The sequence below is a fragment of the Streptomyces sp. NBC_01013 genome, assembly GCF_045162765.1.
GTDB lineage: Bacteria > Actinomycetota > Actinomycetes > Streptomycetales > Streptomycetaceae > Streptomyces.
In genome coordinates, this window is record NZ_CP108687.1 from 2,418,868 (window position 1) to 2,441,552 (window position 22,685).

Genomic DNA, 22,685 nt, shown 5'->3' on the forward strand with positions numbered 1-22,685 from the left:
CCACCGGCCCTGCCTGCTGGGTCAGTTGGCGGGTGCCGCGGTCGTCGTCTCCCGCCGCACCGTCGTGGCGATCGTCGCCGACCCGACCACGCGCGTGCCGTCGTACAGCACGACCGCCTGGCCGGGGGCCACGCCCCGCACCGGCTCGGTGAAGGTGACGTGGAGCGTGCCGTCGAGCAGCTCGGCGCTCACCTCGGTCTCGCCGCCGTGGGCGCGGAGCTGGGCGGTGTACGTGCCCGGGCCCGACGGCGGCGTGCCGCACCAGCGGGGCTTGATCGCGGTCAGGGCGGTCACGTCGAGGGCCTCGACGGGGCCGACCGTCACCGTGTTGTTCACCGGCGAGATGTCCAGGACGTAGCGCGGCTTTCCGTCGGCGGCCGGGTGGCCGATGCGCAGGCCCTTGCGCTGGCCGATGGTGAAGCCGAAGGCGCCCTCGTGGGTGCCGAGCTTCGTACCGGACTCGTCGAGGATGTCGCCCTCCGCCCTGCCGCCGAGGCGGTCCGCCAGAAAGCCCTGGGTGTCGCCGTCGGCGATGAAGCAGATGTCGTGGCTGTCGGGCTTCTTGGCCACCGCGAGACCCCGGCGCTCGGCCTCGGCTCGGATCTCGTCCTTGGTGGTGAGGGTGTCGCCGAGCGGGAACATCGCGTGGGCGAGCTGGCGCTCGTCCAGGACGCCCAGGACGTAGCTCTGGTCCTTGGCCATGTCGGAGGCGCGGTGCAGCTCACGGCTGCCGTCCGCGGCGAGGACCACGGTGGCGTAGTGGCCGGTGCAGACCGCGTCGAAGCCGAGTGCCAGGGCCTTGTCGAGCAGGGCCGCGAACTTGATCTTCTCGTTGCAGCGCAGGCACGGATTGGGGGTGCGCCCCGCCTCGTACTCCGCGACGAAGTCCTCCACGACGTCCTCACGGAAGCGTTCCGCGAGGTCCCAGACGTAGAAGGGGATGCCGATGACGTCCGCGGCACGGCGGGCGTCACGGGAGTCCTCGATGGTGCAACAGCCCCGGGCCCCGGTCCTGAAGGACTGCGGGTTGGCCGACAGGGCGAGGTGCACACCGGTCACGTCGTGGCCCGCCTCGGCGGCGCGGGCCGCCGCGACGGCGGAGTCGACACCGCCCGACATGGCGGCGAGGACACGGAGGGGGCGCTGGGAAGTCTGAGTCATAGCTCCACCAGGGTACGGGTCGCCGGGAACCGAACGCTCGCGGATAAGCGTTGTCGGTCACATGGGGACCAAGGGGACGGCGGGCGCCAAGGGCCCCGCAGGATCGGGCACCGGCAGCGGCATCAGCCGGCGCGCGGTGCTGATCGGCGGTGCCGTCACGGCGGCCGGTACGGCGGCGCTGGCGCGGGACCGGCTGAAGCGGGCCTGGTGGCGGCTGCCCGGGGTGGAGAAACCGCGCAAGCCGGGTGAGGTGGATTACGCGCGGGCCTCGTGGACGGCGGCCTCCGAGTCGAACTGGCGGCGGGCGGACCGCCCCGACGACTACGGCATCGACCGGGTGGTCATCCACATCACACAGGGGAGCTTCGCCAGCGCGGTCCGGGTCTTCCGGGACCCGGGGCACGGGGCCGCCGCTCATTACGTGGTGCGCAAGGACGGCCATGTGACGCAGATGATCCGCGAGCTGGACGTGGCGTTCCACGCCGGCAACCGCTCCTACAACGAACGCAGCGTGGGCATCGAGCACGAAGGGTTCGTGGACCGCCCGCAGGGCTTCACGGCGGCGATGTACGGGGCGTCCGCCCGGCTGACCGCGGCGATATGCGCGCGGTACGACATACCGGTGGACCGCGAGCACATCATCGGGCACGTGGAGGTGCCGGGGGCCGACCACACGGACCCGGGGAAACACTGGGACTGGGACCGCTACATGAAGCTGGTACGCGCGGCGAAGGCCTGAGGGCGCCGAGGCGCGAAATCAGCTGAGCCCCGCCGTCCGAGCCCGCTCCACAGCCGGGGCGATCGCCCGCGCCACGTCCTCGACGTCCTGCTTGGTGGAGGTGTGGCCGAGGGAGAAGCGCAGGGTGCCGCGGGCCAGGTCCGGATCGGTGCCGGTGGCCAGCAGGACGTGGCTGGGCTGGGCGATCCCGGCAGTGCAGGCCGATCCGGTGGAGCATTCGATGCCCTGGGCGTCCAGCAGCAGCAGGAGCGAGTCGCCCTCGCAGCCGGGGAAGGTGAAGTGCGCGTTGGCCGGCAGGCGCCCGCCGGGTGCCGGGTCACCGCCGAGGATCGCATCGGGGACCTGCGCCAGAACAGCCGCGACCAGCTCGTCACGGAGACCGCCGATCTCCCGGGCGAAGTCCTCACGCCCGTCGGCGGCGATCCTGCCCGCGACGGCGAACGCGGCGACGCCGGGCACGTCCAGGGTGCCGGAGCGCACATGGCGTTCCTGCCCGCCACCGTGCAGCACGGGTACGGGGGTGTACTCGCGGCCGAGCAGCAGCGCGCCGACACCGAACGGACCGCCGATCTTGTGCGCGCTCACGGTCATCGCCGCCAGCCCCGACCGGGCGAAGTCGACTTCGAGCTGCCCGAAGGCCTGCACCGCGTCCGCATGCATGGGGACGTCGAACTCGCGGGCCACGTCGGCCAGTTCGCGTACCGGCATGATCGTGCCGATCTCGTTGTTCGCCCACATCACGGTGATCATCGCGACGTCGTCGGGGTTGCGGTCCAAGGCCTCGCGCAGTGCTCCGGGGTGGACACGGCCGTACGCGTCGACGGGGAGGTACTCGACGGTCGCGCCCTCGTGCTCGGCGAGCCAGTCGACGGCGTCCAGCACCGCGTGGTGCTCGACGGGGCTGGCCAGGACCCGGGTGCGGCGGGGGTCCGCGTCGCGGCGGGCCCAGTACAGGCCCTTCACCGCGAGGTTGTCCGATTCGGTGCCGCCGGAGGTGAGGACCACCTCGCTGGGGCGGGCACCGAGGGCATCGGCGAGGTTCTCTCTGGACTCCTCGACGGTACGGCGGGCCCGGCGCCCGGCGGCGTGGAGTGAGGACGCGTTGCCGGTGGCGGCGAGCTGCGCGGTCATCGCCGCGATCGCCTCCGGCAGCATCGGCGTGGTCGCGGCGTGGTCGAGGTAAGCCATGGTGGGCTCGATTCTACGAGCCTGCGGCGGGGCGTATGGCGGGCGCATGGGGTCCCGGTGCCCGCGCACCGCGGAAGGTACGGTCCGGGCCGCCCCGCTCCGGAGCCCGATCCGGTGGGGGGTGAGTCGGTTTCCGCGCTCCGTCAGCCGCCGAAATTCCAGGCGACGACGCCGTCTCCGGTGACGAGGAAAGTGAGAACGACCAGGTCGGCGACACCGAGCGCGAGCCCGAGCAGGGCGCGGCCGCGACGAGCGGTGGAGCGGGCCAGCGCGATGACCGCCATGACGATGGCCGCAGGGCCGAGCAGCAGATTCATCACCAGGAGGCCGACGAGGCCGAGGACGAAGGACGCGACGGCGAGACCGTCCGCGTCCCGGGTGGAGCGCCGGGGCGGGGCCGACGGGGTGGAACCGTGAACGGCGGGGGCCTGCGCGGCACCGGAGCCGGCCTCCTCCGCCCGTTCGGTCGCGGCGGCGGCTTCGGAGCGGCGGGTGAACGCGGTGAGGGTCATCGTGCGGACTCCTTCGGATCTGGCTGGTCTGGTCGGTCTGGACGAGAGGGACGGCCTGGCAGGCCCGGGTGGCCCGGCCGGTCTGAGTGGCCTGGTTGCTCTGGTTGAGCCGGACACGCCGAAGCGGACGGCTGGACGGTACGGAAGCCGGTCACCGAGAGCGGCGGCGTGCGCCCACCCGCTCGCGTACGGCGAAGACCAGCAGCCAGCAGCCGATGAGCGCCCCGAGCGTGAGGGACAACGGAAGGGGGATCTGGACCACTGCTCCCAGCACGATCCCCAGCAGGAGCAGGGCGGCGACGAGGACGATCATGGTCAGCCTTTCCACGGTTGGGAGTACGACTGTTCACTGACTTGTCAGTCTAGACCCCTGCCCCCCTTCCCCGACCCGGAGAACAGTTGTTTACTGAATGGCATGAGTCACATCGCCGGTATCCGCCAGACCCAGAAGCTGAAGACGCGCCAGGCCCTGCTGGATGCCGCCCTCGGGCTGCTGGAGCACCAGAGCCTGAGCAGCCTGGGTCTGCGCGAGGTGACGCGTGCCGTGGGTGTCACGCCCACGGCCTTCTACCGGCACTTCGACGACATCCCCGCACTGGGGGTGGCCCTCGTCGAGCAGACGCTGGGCAGCCTGCACGGGATGATCGGCGCGATCCTCGCCGAGACCGGCGACAGCGAGGTCCGGCTGGACCGCAGTGTCGCGCTGATAGCGCGTCACGTCCGGGAGCAGCCCGCCCACTTCCGCTTCATCGCCCGCGAGCAGCACGGTGGGGTCGGCCCGGTCCGCGAGGCCATCGCCGCCCAGCTTCAGCGGTTCGCATCGGAGGTGGCGGCGGCGCTCGCGGTCGAGCCCGAGTCGCAGGGGTGGAACGAGGAGGATCTGCTCATGCTCGGCGGCCTCTACGTCGACCACATGGTGATCACCGCATCCGCCATGCTGGACGCCGACCCGGCCGCCGACGCACAGGTGGCCCGCGTCGCCCGCCGCCGCCTGCGCCTTGTCACCCTCGGCCGTCTGCACTGGCTGGACACCCCCGCACCGGACGCCGGGGCCTGAAACGGCCGGGTGGAGCCGGGACCGCGCAGGGACACGAGGATCGAAGGGGCCGCCCCCGCGGGACAGCCCTGAGGTGCGGGACAGCCCTTAGGCTGCCGTGCATGAACGACGACGCATGGGCCCTGGATCGTACGTTCCGCAGTTCCGCCGGCGAGGTCCGCTGGACCGCCCTGGGCCGATCCGGGACGCCCCCCGTCGTGCTGGTGCACGGCACGCCCTTCTCCTCGTACGTCTGGCGCGGCGTGGCCCGGGCGCTGGCCCAGGACCACCAGGTGTTCGTCTGGGACCTGCCCGGGTACGGCGTCTCCGCGCAGTTCGAGGGCCAGGACGTCTCGCTCGGCTCCCAGGCGCGGGTCCTCACCGAGCTCCTCGCCCACTGGGAGCTGCCGGAACCGGCCCTGGTGGCGCATGACTTCGGCGGCTGCGTCGCCCTGCGCGCCCATCTGCTGCACGGCGCCGCCTACCGTCGCCTCGCCCTGGTCGACCCGGTGGCACTGGCACCCTGGGGCTCGCCCACGTACCGGCTGCTCGGCGCGCACCCGGAGGTCTTCGGGCAGTTGCCGCCTCCGTTGCACGGGGCGCTGGTGCGGGAGTACGTGACCTCCGCCAGTGCCCCCGGGCTGGACCCGGCGGTCCTGGACCGGCTCGTCGCGCCCTGGTGCACCGAGGCGGGCAGGCCTGCCTTCTACCGGCAGATCAGCCAGAACGACCAGCGGTTCACCGACGAGATCCAGCACCGGTACGGGGAGCTCGCCCTGCCGGTGCTGATCTGCTGGGGCGCCGAGGACACCTGGATCCCGGTCGCCCGGGGCCGCGAACTGGCCGCTCTCGTCCCCGGCTGCGAGCTGCGGATCATCGAAGGGGCCGGGCATCTCGTGCAGGAGGACGCCCCGGCGGAGCTGACCGCCGCGCTCACCCGCTTCCTGCGGACACCCCCGGCCCCGGCTGCTCGTACAGGGCCATGACCGCGGCCGCGTGCGCGGTGACCGCGGCGCGGGCCTCCGGCGGGGCCAGCACCTCGACGTTCGGGCCGAAGGAAAGCAGAGAGCGCGCCCACTCCACCGATTCCACGGCGAGTTCGGCCCGCACCCATTCGCCCCCGCCCTCGGGGCTCGGCTCCCCCCTGACCACACCCGCGTTCAGCCGCAGGAACAGGTCGAGGCGGGACACGTGCACCCGCACCCGCAGAGCCACCTCCCCCTGCCGTTCCTCGACCTGCCGCCGCAGCAGCTCCCAGACCCGCGCCAGTTCCACGCCGGGCCTGCGCACGACCGGCTCCTCTGTGGCAGTGACCCCCCGCACCCGGTCGGCGCGGAAGAGCCGGGGCTCCCCGTCACGGTCGGCGACCAGGTACCAGATGCCCGCCTTCACCACGAGGCCGTACGGATCGACGGTGTACGTCCGCGCGATACGCGTACCGCTGTGCCGGTAGCGCAGTTGCAGCCGTCGGTCGGCGAACACGGCGTCGTGCAGATCGGCGATGTCCACGGTGGCGCGCGGCCCGCTGCGCCAGCGCACCGGGTCCACGAGGATCCGGCGGCTGGTGAGCTCGGCGGCGGGCCGGTGCGGGGCGGGGAGCGCGGCCATCACCTTGCGCAGGGCGGAGCCGATCGCCTCGTCGAGGCCCAGCGCGGCGTGGACGCCGTCCGAGGCGAGGACGAACAGGGCGCGCGACTCGTCGGCGGTCAGCCCGGTCACATCGGTGCGGTACCCCGGCAGCAGGGTGATGCCACCGTGGCGGCCGCGTTCGGCGTAGACCGGGACGCCGGACGCGGAGAGCGCCTCGACGTCCCGGTAGATGGTGCGCACGGAGACGTCGAGGCGCTCGGCCAGCTCGGTCGCGGGCACCAGCCCACGGGTCCGGAGCAGCAGCAGGATGGAGAGCAGCCGGTCGGATTTCACGCGTCCAGCATCCCCCGGGCCGGGCCTGCGGGAGGCGTCAGCTGCGCGGTGCGCGGGCCAGCTGGCGGGACTGGGCGACCAGCCGGTCCGCGCTGTCCCAGACGTCCGCGTCCTCCTCCAGGAAGCCGCCTGCCAGGTTGCGGGTGGTGATGGAGACCCGCAGGGGGCCCGGGGCGGGGCGGCAGCGGATGTGGGTGGTGAGCTCGATGGTCGGGGTCCAGCCCTTGAGCCCGAGCTCGAAGGAGGTCGGCGGCAGGGCGTCGACGGTGAGGAGCAGGGACAGGGGGTCGGCGTCGCGGCCGTCCGCGAGGCCGAACCAGCCGCGCATCTCGCCCTTGCCGGAGGGCTGCCCGATGGCCCAGCCGATGGTCGCCGGGTCGAGCTTGATGTCGAGGCGCTCGGTGATGGCGGAGCTGCCGGGGATCGGGGCGGGGCCGTCGCCCGGGCCCAGGCAGTGTTCACGGGGCGGGATGGCCGGCGGCTTGGCCGTCGTACGGATGTCGTCGGTCAGGGCGTCCAGGTCGCCGTAGGTGGCGATGACCCGGATGCGCTCGACCTCGGTGCCGTCCTCGGCGTACTGGAAGAGTGAGGCCTGGCCGGTGGAGAGGGTGCGCCCGGTGCGGACGGTCTGGGTGCGGATCACCGCCGGGCCGGGGACGGAGGCGGTGAGGTAGTGCGCGGAGACGGAGAAGGGGTCCGTGTGGGGCAGGGCCTCACCGAGTGCCCGGCCGAGCATGGCCAGCAGATAGCCGCCGTTGACGGCGTGGATGATCGTCCAGCCCGCGGAGAGCTCGGCGTCATAGACGCCTTCCTCGCGGAGGGTGACGGCGGTGTCCCGGTCGAACTCGCTGTCCCCGATGGTCGCCTGTGCGGTCGGAGCCGCCTGCTCTGCTGCCTGTGCCATGGCATGCACCGTACACCGATTGCATTACTGGGCGGTAGCTTTTTCGGGTCGGTGAGATGTCGGAACGGGCTCAGCCCTCCTCCGGTGTCGCCGAGCGCCGGTTGTAGGCGCGCGGGGCCCGCCAGTGGTAGCGCAGCGCCAGCAGCCGCAGCGCGAACGCGGTGAGCACCGCGCAGCCGCTGGTGAGGGCGTTGAGGGCGTCGAAGCGGATGCAGAGCACGATCATGGTCGCCCCGACGATGGCGGGCACCGCGTACAGGTCGCGGTCCCAGCGCAGCAGCGACGGGACCTCGTTGGCCAGCACGTCGCGCAGCACACCGCCGCCGACCGCGGTGGTCAGGCCGAGCGCCGCCGACGCGGTGAGACCGAGGCCGTAGTCGTACGCCTTCACCGTCCCCGTGACGCAGAAGAGCCCCAGGCCGGCCGCGTCGAAGACGTTGACGCCGAGCTGGATCCGCTCGACCTGCGGATGCAGGAAGAAGACCAGGCCTGCCGCGAGCAGCGGAGTGGTGAAGTACCCGAGGTCCGTGAAGGCGGCGGGCGGCACCGCGCCGATGATCACGTCACGGAACAGCCCCCCGCCCAGCGCGGTCACCTCGGCGAGCACCGCGATGCCGAAGACATCGAAGTTCTTGCGTACGGCGAGCAGAGCGCCCGAGATCGCGAAGACGAAGATCCCGACGATGTCGAGCGCATGCTGGACGGAGGGCGTGAACAGTTCGTTGAGCACCGGGCAATTGTGCCGGTCCTACTCCTTGGGGTTGTCCTCGGAGGCTCCCGAAGGGGTCGCGGCGTCGGACTCCGCGTCGGACTGCGCCTGCGCGACCGGCTCCGCCTCCACCTCCGGCCCGGTCTCCACGTCCGGCTCCGCCTTCGCGACCGAGACCAGCTCGACCGCTTCCCGGGCCCCGGCCAGTACCTGCTCGCCCGGCGCCTGGTCCTCGGCGTTCTCCGGGTGGTGGCAGGCGACCTGGTGGCCGGTCTTCAGCGCGATGAGCGGCGGCTCCTGCGTCTTGCAGATCTCCGTCGCCTTCCAGCACCGGGTGTGGAAGCGGCAGCCACTGGGGGGCGAGATCGGCGAGGGCACATCACCCTTGAGCAGGATGCGCTCGCTCTTCACCCCGCGCCGCCGCGGGTCCGGCACCGGCACCGCGGACATCAGGGCCTTGGTGTACGGGTGCATCGGCGCCGAGTAAAGCGACTTACGGTCGGCGAGCTCGACGATCTTGCCCAGGTACATCACCGCGATGCGGTCCGACACATGGCGGATGACCGAGAGGTCGTGCGCGATGATCACGTACGTGAGCCCGAGCTCGTCCTGGAGGTCGTCCAGCAGGTTGACCACCTGCGCCTGGATCGACACGTCCAACGCCGAGACCGGCTCGTCGGCGACGACCAGCTTGGGGCGCAGGGCAAGCGCGCGGGCGATGCCGATGCGCTGGCGCTGACCGCCGGAGAACTCGTGCGGGTAGCGGTTGTAGTGCTCGGGGCTGAGCCCGACCAGCGACAGCAGCTCCTGGACGTGGCTCTTGAGCCCGCCCTCGGGCTCGACGCCCTGGAGCTTGAACGGCGCGCTCACGATCGTGCCGATCGTGTGCCGCGGGTTCAGCGAGGAGTACGGGTCCTGGAAGATCATCTGGACGTCACGGCGCATCGGCCGCATCTTCCCCATGGACAGGTGCGTGATGTCCCTGCCCTCGAACTCGACCTTGCCGCCCGTCGGCTCGATCAGCCGGGTGATGAGCCGGCCCATCGTCGACTTGCCGCAGCCGGACTCGCCGACGACCCCCAGGGTCTCCCCCGGGTACACCTCGAAGTCGATGCCGTCGACGGCCTTGACCGCGGCGGTCTGCCGCCCGAAGAGACCCTTGCGGATCGGGAAGTGCTTGACCAGGCCCTCGACCCTGAGCAGCGGCTCACGCGAGGAGGTCGCCTGCTCCGGGATCTTCGCGTCCTTCTCCAGCACCGGGGGATCCTTCTTCTCGCTCACAGCTTCGGCGCAATCTCTTCGGTCCAGATCCGGGTCCGCTCCTCCGGTGCCATGTGGCAGGCGGAGAAGTGGCCGTCACCGACCAGTTCCAGCTCGGGGCGCGTCGTGCGGGTGACGTTGTCCTTGGGGACGTCCGCGTACGGGCAGCGCGGGTTGAAGGCACAGCCGCTCGGGACGTTGATCAGCGACGGCGGCTGGCCCTTGACGGGGATGAGCCGCTCGGTCTGCTCACGGTCGATGCGCGGCATCGAGGTGAGCAGGCCCCAGGTGTACGGGTGCTGGGCCTCGTAGAAGACCTTCTCCGCCGGGCCGCGCTCGATGCACCGGCCGCCGTACATCACCAGGAGTTCGTCGGCCATCTCAGCGACGACCCCGAGGTCGTGGGTGATCATGATGACGGCAGAGCCGAACTCCTTCTGCAGATCCCGGATCAGGTCCAGGATCTGCGCCTGGACCGTGACGTCCAGGGCGGTGGTCGGCTCGTCCGCGATGAGCAGTTCCGGGTTGTTGACCAGGGCCATCGCGATCATGGCGCGCTGGCGCATGCCGCCGGAGAACTCGTGCGGATGGGCGTCGACCCGCTTGTGCGGCTCGGGGATGCCGACCCGGTCGAGCATCTCGATGGCACGGGTGCGGGCGATCTTCTTGCTGACCTTGTTGTGGACCCGGTAGGCCTCCACGATCTGCGCGCCGACCGTGAAGTACGGGTGCATCGCGGAGAGCGGGTCCTGGAAGATCATCGCCATCTTGCGGCCGCGCAGCTCGCGCACCCGGGCGTCGGACGCGCCGATCAGCTCCTCGCCGTCCAGCCAGACCTCGCCGGAGATGCGGGCGTTGGGGGCCGTGCGGTGGAGGCCGAGCACGCCGAGCGAGGTGACGGACTTGCCGGAGCCGGACTCACCCACGATGCCGAGGGTCTGTCCGGGCTTCACGTCGAAGCTGACGCCGTCGACCGACTTGACCAGCCCGTCGTCGGTCTGGAAGTGGATGCGCAGGTCCCGTACGGAGAGGAAGGCGTCATCGCCGCCGGCCCGCGCGGCGGTGGCGGGTCCGCCCGCCACCGCGGTCTGTGCCTTGGAAACCTCGGTCACGAAAGCCTCACCCTGGGGTCGATGGCGGCGTACACCAGATCCACCAGCAGATTGCATATGACGATGAAGAAGGCGGCGACGAGCGTCACGCCCATGACGATCGGCAGGTCGTTCTCCTGCACGCTCTTGATCGCGTACTGGCCGAGTCCGGGGAAGGAGAACACCGTCTCGGTGATGACGGCACCGCCGACCAGGAGACCGAAGTCCATGCCGAAGATGGTGACGATCGGGGTGAGCGCGGCCCGCAGACCGTGCTTGCCGATGACGCGGCTCTCCTTGAGGCCCTTGGCGCGGGCCGTACGGATGTAGTCCTCGCCCATCGTCTCCAGCATCCCGGCTCTGGTGATGCGGGCGTAGAGCGCGGAGTAGAGGAAGGCAAGCGAGCACCACGGGATCAGCATGTTCCACGCCCAGTCCAGCGGACTGTCCGTGAACGGGACGTAGTTGACGCCTTCCCAGACCGGCCATTGCACGGTCAGCACACCCAGCGCGAGCATGCCGGTGAAGAAGATCGGCAGGGAGACACCGGCGAGCGCGACGCCCATGAAGAAGCGGTCGAGGATCGAGCCCCGCTTTAGGGCGGAGACGACACCGATCGCCACACCACTGATCAGCCAGATCACGGCGGCACCGATGGCCAGCGAGAACGTGACCGGGATGCGCGCGGTCAGCTCGGGCCACACCTCGACGTGACGCTTGAAGGAGTAGCCGAAGCACGGCACACCACAGTGCGTGGCTTCGGGCCCGAACTGGAAGTCGGCGCCGACGAAGAGCTGCTTGAGGAAGTGCCAGTACTGGATGTACAGCGGCTGGTCGAGGCCGAGGTTCTGCTTGACCGCCAGGATGGACTGCGGATTGGCGTCCTTGCCCACGTACTGGGCCGCCAATTGGTCCATCGTCTGCCCGGCCAGTCGGGGGACGAGGAAGAAGATCGCGAAGGTGACTGCGCTGACGATCAACAGCAGCAGTACCGCGCCGAAGACGCGTCGGATGATGTACGCAGCCACAGCTATCCGGCGCCGGTATCTGCTCGCCGGGGGTTACCCGTGCGTTCGGACACCGTGCCTTCACCTGCCTTTCGGGACAATTCTGGGGGTCCGGAGGCCGCCTCCCGGGCCGCGTGCGCGGCCCGGGAGGCGGGGCCGTTCCTACTTGGCGGAACCCATCAGCACGTAGTCGTACATGCCGAGGTAGGCCTGGGTGACCGTGACGTTCGTCGCGGACTCCGGGCGGAGCAGCAGGTTCTTGCGGTAGATCAGCGGCACAGCGGTGGCGCCTTCGGCGACAGCCCTGTCGACGTTGGCCCACGCCTTGGCACGGGCGGCGTCGTCCGTGTTGGCGATGCCCTCGTTGAGCAGCTTGTTGATCTTCGGGTCGTTCAGTTCCTGGACGTTGTTACCACCGGACGGCTTGATGGCCGAGCCGTTGATGATCTGGTCGAGGAAGCCGAAGCCCGTCGGCCAGTCCGCACCCCAGGCGCTCATGATCATGCCGAGCTTGTTCGCGTGCACGTAGCTCGGGTTGCCCGCGAAGTTCTGGAAGTACTTGCCCGCCGGGAAGGTCTTGATCTCGGCGTTGACGCCGATCTTCTTGAGCGAGGCCTGCACCGCGGTGACCATGGCCATCTCGGCGGGGCGGTCGGAACGGGCCGAGATCTTGGTGTCGAAGCCCTTCGGCTTGCCACACTGCTTCAGCTCGTCCTTGGCCTTCGCCTCGTCGCCCTTGTGGCCGGCGGACTCGTACAGGTCGAACTTCTCGTAACCGTTGACCGTGGGCGGCAGCAGGGTCGTCGCGACGTCACCCTTGGGGTCGCCACCCTGGGCGGCCTGGATCGACGCCTTGTCGATGCCCCACTGCACGGCCTTGCGGCAGTGGATGTTGTCGAACGGCGCGACGTTGACGTTCAGACCGATGTACGAGGTGGCACCCGCGTACGAGTTGTCGGTCTGCTTCTTCAGCGCGGCCTTGGTGAGGACCTTCGGCTGGGTCGCCGGGGCGACGCCGGTGCCGGCACCGTCGACGGTGATGTTGTCGGAGAGCAGGTTGTTGTCGACCGTCTCCTGCTTGACCTTGAAGCGGACCGTCACCTTGTCCGGCAGCGCCGGGCGGATCGGGTCGGTCTTCGGGTCCCAGTTCGTGTTGCGCACGAGGGTCGCGCCGCGGCCCTCGTCGTACGACTCGAACTTGTACGGGCCCGAGGACACGATGTGCTTCACATAGTCGGCACCCTTGTCCTTCGCCGCCGGCACGGGGGCCGTTTGCGAGAACGTCGCCAGGTAGTCGAAGTCCGCGAAGGCGTCCTTCAGCTTGAAGACGATCGTGAGGTCGTCCGGCGTCTCGATGGAGGCGATGCCGTTCGGGTTCTTGTCCTTGTACGGACCCTTGTACTTGTCGCCACCGATGAGGTGGGCCTTGAAGTACGTCGGGCCGTTGGACAGGGCCTCCGGCGAGAAGTTGGAGCGCTCGACGGCGTACTTGACGTCCTTCGAGGTGATCGGGGTCCCGTCCTCGTACTTGAGACCCTTCTTCAGCGTGTACGTCCAGGTCTTCGCGTCCGGGCTCGCCTTGCCGAGGCCTTCGGCGAGGTCCGGGACGACCTCGAGACCGTCCTTGCCGGCGGCCGGCTTGAAGGACGTCAGGGTGCGGCCGTACAGGCGGGCGAAGTTCTGCACCCAGCCGTAGTACGTGTTGCCGGGGTCGAGCGAGTCGGGCTCGTCGGACATCTCCAGCTTGAGAGTCCCGCCCTTCTTGTCCGTCTTGTTGACGATCGAGGTCAGCGCGGCGTCAGTGGCACCCGAACCGCCGCTGCTGCCCTTGCCGCCGCCGTTGTCGTCCTTGGAGCCGTTGCACGCGGAAGCTCCGAGCATCAGGACCACAGCTGTGGCGACCACCGCTGTCGTTTTACTGGTCTTCACCTGAGGAAATCCCCCTCAATCGATGGTTGCCGTGGCTTGTCGCACGACGTTGTGACGAGCACCCGGGCACTACTTACTACGAGGATCGAGAGCATCACGCAGCCCGTCTCCCAGCAGGTTGAACGCCAGCACCGTGACGAAGATGGCCACGCCCGGCACGATCATGTACATCGGGTCGTTCTCGTAGAAGTCGATCGCGTTGGTGAGCATCCCGCCCCAAGAGGACTGGGGCGGCGCGATACCCACGCCGAGATAGCTGAGGCCCGCCTCGAAGAGGATGTTCGAGGGGATGAGCAGCGTGGAGTAGACGAGAACGGGCGCCACCAGGTTCGGCAGCAGCTCCCGGAAGAGGATGAAGGGTCCGCGGGCGCCCAACGACCTTGCGGCCTCGACGAATTCGCGATTGCGCAGGCTCATGGTCTGGGCCCGGACGATGCGGCCCATGTACGGCCAGCTGAAGAAGCCGATCACGAAGATCAGTACCGCGATCCTCAGCGGCAGCCCCTCCAGGCCGAACGCGCCGTCCTGCAGCGCCGCGGAGATGGAGATCGCGAAGAGCAGCAGCGGGAACGCCAGGAAGGTGTCCATCATGCGACTGATGACGGTGTCCACCCAGCCGCCGTAGAAGCCCGACACCACGCCGAAGAAGACGCCGATCACCACGGAGAGCAGAGTGGCTCCGACCGCGACGACCAGGGACACCCAGGAGCCCTCGATGATCCGGGACATGATGTCGCGGCCGTACTGCGGCTCGACACCGAGCGGGTGGCTCCAGCTGATACCGCCCCAGTCGCCCTTGGGGGCGAGCAGCGCGGGGTCGATGAGGTCCTGATGGAACTCGTTGGGGTCCAGGCCGAAGACGGCCTGGATCGGCTTGGAGAGCACGGCGAGCAGGATCAGCAGGATGACAACGATGCCGCCGGCCACTGCCACCTTGTCGCGCTTGAAGCGCGACCAGGCGATCTGTCCGAGCGAACGGCCTTCGATCTGGCTCTGTTTGACTCCCGTGAGTACTGCCTCCGGCTGCGCCTCGGCAGCCGAACCGGTGGTCTCGATCGGTGCGGTCACAGTGCCTCTGACCCCTCCCGCCGGCGGTGGCCGGCCCCTACTCGCCGCGGTAACGGCCTGGCGCGTGTCAGCCGCGGTGCTTGCTGCGGCTGATGTCTTCGGTGTGATGAATGCGTCGGTGAAATGACCGCCGGTGCAACCTTGTACAAAGGGCGGACGATCCCCACTAGCCGGGAGTCTTCAACGCGGTTGCGATCACCCGCCAGACCTGACGGGGAATGTTTGCTCAAACGTGATGCGGTCAGTGGGCTTCCGTTATCCGGACAGCTTGATCGAGTGAGCGGACCACTCCCCCACTAATCCACCAGAACGGACATGACGCCCAACAAGCGTTATTGGGTGGCTATTTGGGTGACGGCGGCGGAGGTCTTGTCCATCGGGGAGCCGTTTGTCCGGTCCCGGTGCCGGGCCGGGGTGAGCCTGGCTCTTGCGTCCGGATCGGGCCGGATCAGGGAGCGGGGTCCGGTGCGTGCGGCTGCACGGCGGAGGACCCTGAGCCACTGCGGAGCATGGGTGACCGACGACAACGCCGCAGCTGTGCGTGCCGGGGCCCGCGAGCCCGGCGTGGTCCGGACGAGAGGGCCGAGCCCGGCGTGGTCCGGACGAGAGGACCTAGTAGGCGCGCGGGGCAGGGCCGGGGGACTGAGGGTAGCCGTAACCGGGAGCGGCGACGGCACCCCGGCCGGCCGGAGCGTGCGGTTCGCGGTCGTAGAACGGACGGGAGTTGGCGCGCAGCCACATGGCGACCGGGTCGTGCTCGTCGGCCATCGCGACGGTGGAGACCGGGAGCCCCTCGGGGACGGCGCCGATGGACTGCTGCATCATCGCCCGCACGGCGTCGACGGAGGGCCCGCTCGTGTCGTACAGGTCGAGGCCGATGGCGAGGTACGGGACGCCGAGCGCCGGCTGCACCCAGGCGCGGCGCAGCGAGCGGATCGCGGGGGTGTGATGGGCGTTCTGCGTGAGCTGGGCGTAGAACTGCGGGATCTCCACGGCGGGGTCGCTGATGCGCAGCGGACCGGCGGGCATCCGGTCGAGGCCCGTGGCGATCCGGCGCAGGTCCAGCCAGGGGATGCCCACGCCGCCGCCCGGCGCGTGCGGGTTCAGCCAGATGCCCCAGCGGTCGGGGAACAGGGTGCGGGCAATGTCACGGCCGGCCACGACCTCGTGGTCCCGGTTCCAGCCGCTGGCGGAGAGCTCCTGGGCGGAGGTGACGCAGGGGGCGTATCCGAGGCCCTCGACCTCCATGTTGCCGTACTGGGCGTCGGGTGAGCCGGCCCGGCCGTGCCAGAGCAGCATCCAGATCCGGTCGGCCGCCAGGGCCTGGAGGAGTGCCTCGTAAGCGTCGTAGCGCCCGGGGGTCACCTGGCGCAGCAGGTGCTCGACCCTTCCCCGAGCTCCCGGCTCCGCCCGAGCAGGGGAGACCCCATCGGCCGCCCCCATGCCTGACGCACTCACCCTGGGTCCCGCCCCTCTTCGATCCAACGTGTCGGCCTGCCGCTCCCGGGGCTCTCGGGGACGGCGCGGTGCCGAGCACCAGCCATCAAACCAGCTTATGCGGCGGCCCTGACACCGACTTGACTCCTCGGGCCGCAGCCGTCCTCCCGCGGCGCCCGCGTCGTACCGCTACTCGGCCGCGCGCTGATAGAAGGGCCGCACCCGGGCCCGCATCCAGTCGGCGACGGGGTCCTGGGCCACGTCGAGCAGCACCAGATTGACCGGCCACGGCACTTCGACGCGCCCCAGCGCCCGCCCCAGAGCATCCATGGGGGCGTTGCGCCCGGCTCCGTCCCAGGTGGAGAACTCGATGCCGACGAACAGGACGGGGTCGCCGCCCTCGATGCTGGCCAGGGCGCGGCGGGCGCTGAGCACGACGCCGCTCTCCTCGAACTCCCCGGCGGCCGCGGAGAGGAAGTCGACGGGCTCCTGCTGCCAGTCCGGCTCGTACAGGCGGACGCGGCCCCCGCTGGCCGGTCCGTCCAGCGCGGTGCGACCTGTCCTGCAGAGCTCGGCGACGGCGGGCGGCGGCAGCGGCATGCCGACCGCGCCGCCCGGGTTCACCGCGATGCCGAGCTGCGGGGGCAGGCCCCGGGCGAACTCGCGGGCAGGTGCCACGGTGAAGGACATGTGGGCGCCGACGCAGCTGAGGAACTGCTGTTCGGAGCTGAACGCCGGGACGTAGGGCGCTCCCTCGATGTCCAGCGTGGGCAGATCGAGGTCGGTGGATTCCGGCGAGCCGCCGTTGGGGAGGGGCACCCAGAGGTGGCTGCGGCCCAGCACCTCCACCAGCCGGCCGCCCGCCTCGGGGCTGCCCAGCGAGGCACTCAGTACTTCTTCGAGCTCGTTGGCCGGCCATCCGCCCTGCGGATGGGTCCGGGCCGGTGCCGGAATGTCCACTGTCTCCCTCTCTCACCCCATGTCGTGCAGCAAGAGGTTAACGCCGCACCCGACGGTTGCCCGCCGGCCGCACACGGACTGTCCAGCCATCGGACAGCCCTGTCTCAGACCTCACTCTGTGCGTCTGCGAATGTGATCCGCGTCAACAGCCCCGCCGCCTGCCTGTCCAGCAGCACCGCCGAGGCGCATCCCGGCGGCAGCAGGCCCGACTCGGTGTCCCGGAGCAGCCGCCCCACGGCCCTGCGGTGGCGGGCGAACGCGTACCCGGAGACTCCGCGGCCGCGCTCACGCTGCCCCTGCCTCGCCGTCTGCGGGGTGACGTCGAGCAGCACGAGGTGCAGGGCGCGGCCGCGGCGCCGGGCGCCGCGAGCCAGCCGGCCGCGCACCCATCCCTGGGTACCGCAGTCGTGGACGACGACGGAGGCGGCGGAGCGCAGCACCCGCCACAGTCCCCAGTAATGGGCGACGCGGACGAGCGGGCGGTAGACGGCGTAGGGGAGTAACCGGGGCAGCCGGGCCTCCCAGCGGTCCCTGGTGTCCTGGGAGTCGATGGCGTGCACGGAGACGGTCCGGCCGATGAGGGTCGATTTGCCGCTGCCGGGCAGTCCGGAGACCACCACGACGTCGCCCGCCGCGAAGTGCAGGCTGCGGGGGCTGCGCCCGCCCCGCCCCCGCAGGTCCCGCACCACGGGTGCGTGCGGGCCCACCACCGTCTCCCTGGCCGGCACACCCGGCTGTGCGGGCAGTGCGCCGTGCGCGACCCCCGCGGTCGTCGCGTACCGCTGCAACGTCATCGCCCTCCCCCTGTCGGCTGACCCACACCTGCCCAAGAAGTGTAAAGAAAAGGTAATGCGGCACAAGCGTCCGACCCGCCGGAACCCGTGGGAGACCGGCATCGGTACCCGCCCCCCACTCTCCCGCAATGCGTGCGATGATGACCCCGTCAACTGCATAAAGGCCGCTCGAATCCGCGCGGGAGAGTCCCGGCCACCGTGCCGGGCGCCGAAGGAGCAAGTTCCTCCCTTGAATCTCTCAGGCCCCGTACCGCGTGGATGAGGCAGATCTGAAAAGCGAGCCGCTCCGCGGCTCCACCCAAGGTGCAAGCCGAACGAACCCCCCGGTGGGGTCTCTCGGCGAACCTCTCAGGTTCCGATGACAGATGGGGAGGGATCGTCCTCGTCGTCATGCCCTGGGAGCCTTATCCATGAGCACCGCACCCCGCCTCACAGCCCTCGATGCCCTGCACCGTTCGCTGGGCGCGACCATGACCGACTTCGCGGGCTGGGACATGCCGCTGCGGTACGCCAGCGAGCGCGACGAGCACAACGCCGTGCGCACGAAGGCCGGCCTGTTCGACCTCTCGCACATGGGCGAGATCACCGTCACCGGCCCCGAGGCCGTGGCGCTGCTGAACTTCGCGCTCGTCGGCAACATCGGCACCGTCTCCGTGGGCCGCGCCCGCTACACGATGATCTGCGCGGAGGACGGCGGCATCCTGGACGACCTGATCGTCTACCGCCTGGGTGAGACCGAGTACATGGTCGTGGCCAACGCCGGCAACGCCCAGATCGTGCTGGACGCGCTGACCGCCCGCGCCGAGGGCTTCGACGCCGAGGTGCGCGACGACCGTGACGCGTACGCGCTGCTCGCCGTCCAGGGCCCGGAGTCCCCCGCCATCCTGGCCGCCGTCACCGACGCCGACCTGGACGGCCTGAAGTACTACGCAGGCCTGCCCGGCACGGTCGCCGGGGTCCCGGCACTGATCGCCCGTACCGGTTACACGGGAGAGGACGGCTTCGAGCTTTTCGTCGCCCCCGAGCACGCCGAGCAGTTGTGGAAGGCCCTCACCGAGGCGGGCGCCTCCCGTGGACTGATCCCGTGCGGGCTCTCCTGCCGCGACACGCTGCGGCTGGAGGCGGGCATGCCGCTGTACGGGCATGAGCTGACCACGGCGCTGACGCCGTTCGACGCCGGTCTGGGCCGGGTCGTGAAGTTCGAGAAGGAGGGCGACTTCGTCGGCCGCAAGGCCCTGGAGGCCGCGGCCGAGCGGGCCGAGACCGCCCCGCCCCGCAAGCTCGTCGGCCTGGTGGCCGAGGGCCGTCGGGTGCCGCGCGCCGGATTCGCCGTCGTCGCCGACGGCCAGGTCATCGGCGAGGTCACCTCGGGCGCACCGTCGCCCACGCTCGGCAAGCCGATCGCCATGGCCTACGTCGACGCCGCGCACGCCACGCCCGGCACCGCGGGCGTCGCCGTGGACATCCGGGGCAGCCACGAGCCGTACGAGGTCGTGGCGCTGCCGTTCTACAAGCGCCAGAAGTAGAAGCGCAGGGCGCCACGGCCGCTGCGTACGTGACGCAGTCCCGTCTCACACCGTAAGACCATCGTTCATCAGCACTCCCCCGCGTACAGGAGAATTCAGGTCATGAGCAACCCCCAGCAGCTGCGGTACAGCAAGGAGCACGAGTGGCTGTCGGCCGTCGAGGACGGCGTGGCCACGATCGGCATCACGGAGTACGCGGCCAACGCGCTCGGTGACGTCGTCTACGCCCAGCTCCCCGAGGTCGGCGACACGGTGACCGCGGGCGAGACCTGCGGCGAGCTGGAGTCGACCAAGTCGGTCAGCGACCTGTACTCGCCGGTGACCGGCGAGGTCACCGCCGCGAACCAGGACGTCGTGGACGACCCGTCGCTGGTGAACTCCGCTCCGTTCGAAGGCGGCTGGCTGTTCAAGGTACGCGTCGCGGAGGAGCCGGACGACCTGCTCTCCGCCGACGAGTACACCGAGTTCTCCGGCAACTGAGACCCCAAGGGACCACCTGATGTCGCTTCTCAACTCCTCCCTCCACGAGCTGGACCCGGACGTCGCCGCCGCTGTCGACGCCGAGCTCCACCGTCAGCAGTCCACCCTCGAGATGATCGCCTCGGAGAACTTCGCTCCCGTCGCGGTCATGGAGGCCCAGGGCTCCGTCCTGACCAACAAGTACGCCGAGGGCTACCCCGGCCGCCGCTACTACGGCGGCTGCGAGCACGTCGACGTGGTCGAGCAGATCGCGATCGACCGCATCAAGGCGCTCTTCGGCGCCGAGGCCGCGAATGTGCAGCCGCACTCCGGCGCGCAGGCCAACGCCGCCGCGATGTTCGCGCTGCTGAAGCCGGGCGACACGATCATGGGCCTGAACCTGGCGCACGGTGGTCACCTGACCCACGGCATGAAGATCAACTTCTCCGGCAAGCTCTACAACGTGGTCCCGTACCACGTCGACGAGACCGGCGTCGTGGACATGGCCGAGGTCGAGCGCCTGGCCAAGGAGTCCAAGCCGAAGCTCATCGTGGCCGGCTGGTCCGCCTACCCCCGCCAGCTGGACTTCGCCGCCTTCCGCCGCATCGCGGACGAGGTCGGCGCGTACCTGATGGTCGACATGGCGCACTTCGCCGGTCTGGTCGCCGCGGGCCTGCACCCCAACCCGGTGCCGCACGCCCACGTCGTCACCACCACCACGCACAAGACCCTCGGCGGTCCGCGCGGCGGCGTGATCCTCTCCACCCAGGAGCTCGCCAAGAAGATCAACTCGGCGGTCTTCCCGGGTCAGCAGGGCGGTCCGCTGGAGCACGTGATCGCGGCCAAGGCGGTCTCGTTCAAGGTCGCCGCGACCGAGGAGTTCAAGGAGCGCCAGCAGCGCACCCTGGACGGCGCCCGCATCCTCGCCGAGCGCCTGGTGCAGCCGGACGTCACCGAGGTCGGCGTCTCCGTGCTGTCCGGCGGCACGGACGTGCACCTGGTCCTCGTCGACCTGCGCAACTCCGAGCTGGACGGCCAGCAGGCCGAGGACCGGCTCCACGAGCTGGGCATCACGGTCAACCGCAACGCCATCCCCAACGACCCGCGGCCGCCCATGGTCACCTCGGGTCTGCGGATCGGTACGCCGGCCCTGGCCACGCGCGGTTTCCAGGCGGCGGACTTCACCGAGGTCGCGGAGATCATCGCGTCCGCCCTCAAGCCGTCCTACGACGCGGACGACCTGAAGGCCCGGGTCGTCGCGCTCGCCGAGAAGTTCCCGCTGTACCCCGGTGTGAAGTAGCCGAACCGGCGCATTTGCACGTAGGGGTGGGGCACCGCGCACACTGAACAGTGAGCGCGGTGCCCCACCTCTTGTCCCCGCTCTTCGGGCCCACCCCGCCCGTACCGCACCACCCGGCAGACAACGGCGTCTACCAACCCTTAGGAGTCACCCCGTGGCCATCTCGGTCTTCGACCTGTTCTCGATCGGCATCGGCCCGTCCAGCTCCCATACGGTCGGCCCCATGCGTGCGGCCCGTATGTTCGCGCGCCGGCTGAAGAACGAGGGCCTGCTGGCCCACACCACCTCGATACGCGCCGAGCTCTACGGCTCGCTCGGGGCCACCGGCCACGGCCATGGCACCCCCAAGGCCGTCCTGCTCGGCCTGGAGGGCGAGTCCCCCCGTACCGTCGACGTCGAAACGGCGGACGACCGGGTCGACGCCATCCGCACCACCGGCCGGATCAACCTCCTCGGCATGCACGAGATCGCCTTCGACGCCGACGAGCAGCTGATCCTGCACCGCCGCAAGGCGCTGCCGTACCACGCCAACGGCATGACGGTCTTCGCGTACGACCACGAGGGCGCACTGCTCCTGGAGAAGACGTACTACTCGGTCGGCGGCGGCTTCGTCGTCGACGAGGACGCGGTGGGCGAGGACCGGATCGTCCTGGACGACACCGTCCTCAAGCACCCCTTCCGCACCGGCGACGAGCTGCTGCGCCTCGCCCGGGACACCGGCCTGTCGATCTCCTCCCTGATGCTGGAGAACGAGCGCGCCTGGCGCACCGAGGACGAGATCCGCTCCGGCCTGCTGGACATCTGGCGCGCCATGCAGGCGTGCGTCTCCCGGGGCATGTCCCGCGAGGGCATCCTGCCCGGCGGCCTCAAGGTCCGCCGCCGCGCGGCCAACACCGCCCGCCAGTTGCGCGCCGAGGGCGACCCGCAGACCCACGCGATGGAGTGGATCACCCTCTACGCGATGGCGGTCAACGAGGAGAACGCCGCGGGCGGCCGCGTCGTCACCGCCCCGACCAACGGCGCGGCCGGCATCATCCCGGCGGTGCTGCACTACTACATGAACTTCGCGGCCGGCGGCGCGACCGAGGCGGAGAAGGACGACAGCATCGTCCGTTTCCTCCTGGCGGCCGGCGCCATCGGCATGCTGTTCAAGGAGAACGCCTCGATCTCCGGCGCCGAGGTCGGCTGCCAGGGCGAGGTCGGCTCCGCCTGCTCCATGGCCGCGGGCGCCCTCGCCGAGGTCCTGGGCGGCACCCCCGAGCAGGTCGAGAACGCCGCCGAGATCGGCATGGAGCACAACCTCGGCCTGACCTGCGACCCGGTCGGCGGTCTCGTCCAGATCCCGTGCATCGAGCGCAACGGCATGGCGGCGGTGAAGGCCGTCACCGCGGCCAAGATGGCGCTGCGCGGCGACGGCAGCCACAAGGTCTCCCTCGACAAGGTCATCAAGACCATGAAGGAGACGGGCGCCGACATGAGCGTCAAGTACAAGGAGACCGCACGGGGCGGGCTCGCGGTGAACATCATCGAGTGCTGAGGGAGCCGCCCTCGACTGCTGACCCGGCGGGCCAGCCCCGTAGCAAGGGTCGAAACATTTCGAATGATTGACCGCAACTATCGGAAGGACTAGCCTGCCGCGTGGTCCGGCGGGCGCATGGATGGGGATGCCGTCCGCGTACGTG

Annotated in this window: 22 protein-coding genes and 1 riboswitch; of the genes, 7 read left to right on the plus strand and 15 right to left on the minus strand. The window is 70.2% G+C overall.

The window, feature by feature from the left end:
- Positions 1 to 21: 21 nt before the first annotated feature.
- Entirely contained in the window at positions 22 to 1,161 is a 1,140-nt protein-coding gene (gene mnmA, locus OG538_RS10265) for a tRNA 2-thiouridine(34) synthase MnmA (RefSeq protein WP_406092279.1), read from the minus strand.
- A gap of 61 nt (positions 1,162 to 1,222) precedes the next feature.
- On the opposite strand from mnmA, the gene OG538_RS10270 reads away from it, so the two are divergent.
- Positions 1,223 to 1,900, plus strand: coding sequence for an N-acetylmuramoyl-L-alanine amidase (locus OG538_RS10270; RefSeq protein WP_406092281.1), 678 nt, complete (start codon positions 1,223 to 1,225; stop codon positions 1,898 to 1,900).
- Between the two features lie 18 nt (positions 1,901 to 1,918).
- Here the strand turns inward: OG538_RS10270 and OG538_RS10275 are convergent, their stop codons facing one another.
- The 3 genes from OG538_RS10275 to OG538_RS10285 form a co-directional block, all read right to left on the minus strand.
- Positions 1,919 to 3,088 (minus strand): cysteine desulfurase family protein, encoded by a 1,170-nt coding sequence (locus OG538_RS10275; protein WP_406092283.1) that lies wholly within the window; start codon positions 3,086 to 3,088, stop codon positions 1,919 to 1,921.
- Positions 3,089 to 3,231: 143 nt separating this feature from the next.
- Positions 3,232 to 3,600: a DUF4190 domain-containing protein gene (locus OG538_RS10280; protein WP_406092285.1), complete on the minus strand. Its 369-nt coding sequence runs from the start codon at positions 3,598 to 3,600 to the stop codon at positions 3,232 to 3,234.
- 151 nt (positions 3,601 to 3,751) lie between these two features.
- On the minus strand, positions 3,752 to 3,928 hold the full coding sequence (locus OG538_RS10285) for a hypothetical protein (protein ID WP_406100451.1): 177 nt from the start codon (positions 3,926 to 3,928) through the stop codon (positions 3,752 to 3,754).
- A gap of 87 nt (positions 3,929 to 4,015) precedes the next feature.
- On the opposite strand from OG538_RS10285, the gene OG538_RS10290 reads away from it, so the two are divergent.
- Both OG538_RS10290 and OG538_RS10295 read left to right on the plus strand, forming a co-directional pair.
- Entirely contained in the window at positions 4,016 to 4,657 is a 642-nt protein-coding gene (locus tag OG538_RS10290) for a TetR family transcriptional regulator (RefSeq protein WP_406092287.1), read from the plus strand.
- Between the two features lie 101 nt (positions 4,658 to 4,758).
- The gene (locus OG538_RS10295) at positions 4,759 to 5,622 is read left to right on the plus strand and encodes an alpha/beta fold hydrolase (RefSeq protein ID WP_406092289.1); all 864 of its coding nucleotides are present in this window, start codon (positions 4,759 to 4,761) and stop codon (positions 5,620 to 5,622) included.
- Here OG538_RS10295 and OG538_RS10300 read toward each other — a convergent pair.
- The 11 genes from OG538_RS10300 to OG538_RS10350 form a co-directional block, all read right to left on the minus strand.
- The gene (locus OG538_RS10300) at positions 5,570 to 6,559 is read right to left on the minus strand and encodes a helix-turn-helix transcriptional regulator (protein ID WP_406092291.1); all 990 of its coding nucleotides are present in this window, start codon (positions 6,557 to 6,559) and stop codon (positions 5,570 to 5,572) included. The two genes, OG538_RS10295 and OG538_RS10300, sit on opposite strands and share 53 nt — an antisense overlap.
- Positions 6,560 to 6,596: 37 nt before the next feature.
- Positions 6,597 to 7,463 carry a thioesterase family protein gene (locus OG538_RS10305; protein WP_406092293.1) on the minus strand — a complete coding sequence of 289 codons (867 nt, stop codon included), beginning with the start codon at positions 7,461 to 7,463 and terminating at the stop codon, positions 6,597 to 6,599.
- A 70-nt stretch (positions 7,464 to 7,533) separates the two neighbouring features.
- Positions 7,534 to 8,193, minus strand: coding sequence for a trimeric intracellular cation channel family protein (locus OG538_RS10310; RefSeq protein ID WP_406092295.1), 660 nt, complete (start codon positions 8,191 to 8,193; stop codon positions 7,534 to 7,536).
- A gap of 18 nt (positions 8,194 to 8,211) precedes the next feature.
- The gene (locus tag OG538_RS10315) at positions 8,212 to 9,429 is read right to left on the minus strand and encodes an ABC transporter ATP-binding protein (protein ID WP_406100048.1); all 1,218 of its coding nucleotides are present in this window, start codon (positions 9,427 to 9,429) and stop codon (positions 8,212 to 8,214) included.
- 20 nt (positions 9,430 to 9,449) lie between these two features.
- Entirely contained in the window at positions 9,450 to 10,544 is a 1,095-nt protein-coding gene (locus tag OG538_RS10320; RefSeq protein ID WP_406092297.1) for an ABC transporter ATP-binding protein, read from the minus strand.
- Positions 10,541 to 11,551: an ABC transporter permease gene (locus OG538_RS10325; RefSeq protein WP_406092299.1), complete on the minus strand. Its 1,011-nt coding sequence runs from the start codon at positions 11,549 to 11,551 to the stop codon at positions 10,541 to 10,543. Before OG538_RS10325 ends, OG538_RS10320 begins: the two co-directional genes overlap by 4 nt.
- A gap of 141 nt (positions 11,552 to 11,692) precedes the next feature.
- Positions 11,693 to 13,411, minus strand: coding sequence for an ABC transporter substrate-binding protein (locus OG538_RS10330; RefSeq protein WP_406100050.1), 1,719 nt, complete (start codon positions 13,409 to 13,411; stop codon positions 11,693 to 11,695).
- Positions 13,412 to 13,528: 117 nt separating this feature from the next.
- The gene (locus tag OG538_RS10335) at positions 13,529 to 14,527 is read right to left on the minus strand and encodes an ABC transporter permease (protein WP_406092301.1); all 999 of its coding nucleotides are present in this window, start codon (positions 14,525 to 14,527) and stop codon (positions 13,529 to 13,531) included.
- A gap of 612 nt (positions 14,528 to 15,139) precedes the next feature.
- On the minus strand, positions 15,140 to 15,904 hold the full coding sequence (locus OG538_RS10340) for an enhanced serine sensitivity protein SseB C-terminal domain-containing protein (protein WP_406100051.1): 765 nt from the start codon (positions 15,902 to 15,904) through the stop codon (positions 15,140 to 15,142).
- A gap of 249 nt (positions 15,905 to 16,153) precedes the next feature.
- On the minus strand, positions 16,154 to 16,924 hold the full coding sequence (locus OG538_RS10345; RefSeq protein ID WP_406092302.1) for an enhanced serine sensitivity protein SseB: 771 nt from the start codon (positions 16,922 to 16,924) through the stop codon (positions 16,154 to 16,156).
- Between the two features lie 104 nt (positions 16,925 to 17,028).
- Positions 17,029 to 17,718, minus strand: a complete 690-nt coding sequence (locus tag OG538_RS10350; RefSeq protein ID WP_406092304.1) for an AAA family ATPase — start codon at positions 17,716 to 17,718, stop codon at positions 17,029 to 17,031.
- Positions 17,719 to 17,887: 169 nt separating this feature from the next.
- Positions 17,888 to 17,981, plus strand: a riboswitch (glycine riboswitch).
- Positions 17,982 to 18,128: 147 nt separating this feature from the next.
- Between OG538_RS10350 and gcvT the strand changes: the two genes are divergently transcribed.
- The 4 genes from gcvT (at position 18,129) to OG538_RS10370 (ending at position 22,540) form a co-directional block, all read left to right on the plus strand.
- Positions 18,129 to 19,244, plus strand: coding sequence for a glycine cleavage system aminomethyltransferase GcvT (gene gcvT, locus OG538_RS10355; protein ID WP_406092306.1), 1,116 nt, complete (start codon positions 18,129 to 18,131; stop codon positions 19,242 to 19,244).
- Positions 19,245 to 19,346: 102 nt separating this feature from the next.
- Positions 19,347 to 19,724, plus strand: coding sequence for a glycine cleavage system protein GcvH (gene gcvH, locus OG538_RS10360; protein ID WP_406092308.1), 378 nt, complete (start codon positions 19,347 to 19,349; stop codon positions 19,722 to 19,724).
- 19 nt (positions 19,725 to 19,743) lie between these two features.
- Positions 19,744 to 21,003 (plus strand): serine hydroxymethyltransferase, encoded by a 1,260-nt coding sequence (gene glyA, locus OG538_RS10365; protein WP_406092310.1) that lies wholly within the window; start codon positions 19,744 to 19,746, stop codon positions 21,001 to 21,003.
- A 154-nt stretch (positions 21,004 to 21,157) separates the two neighbouring features.
- A complete protein-coding gene (locus OG538_RS10370) occupies positions 21,158 to 22,540 on the plus strand; it encodes an L-serine ammonia-lyase (RefSeq protein WP_406092312.1) in 1,383 nt (460 codons plus the stop codon).
- Positions 22,541 to 22,685 lie beyond the last annotated feature (145 nt).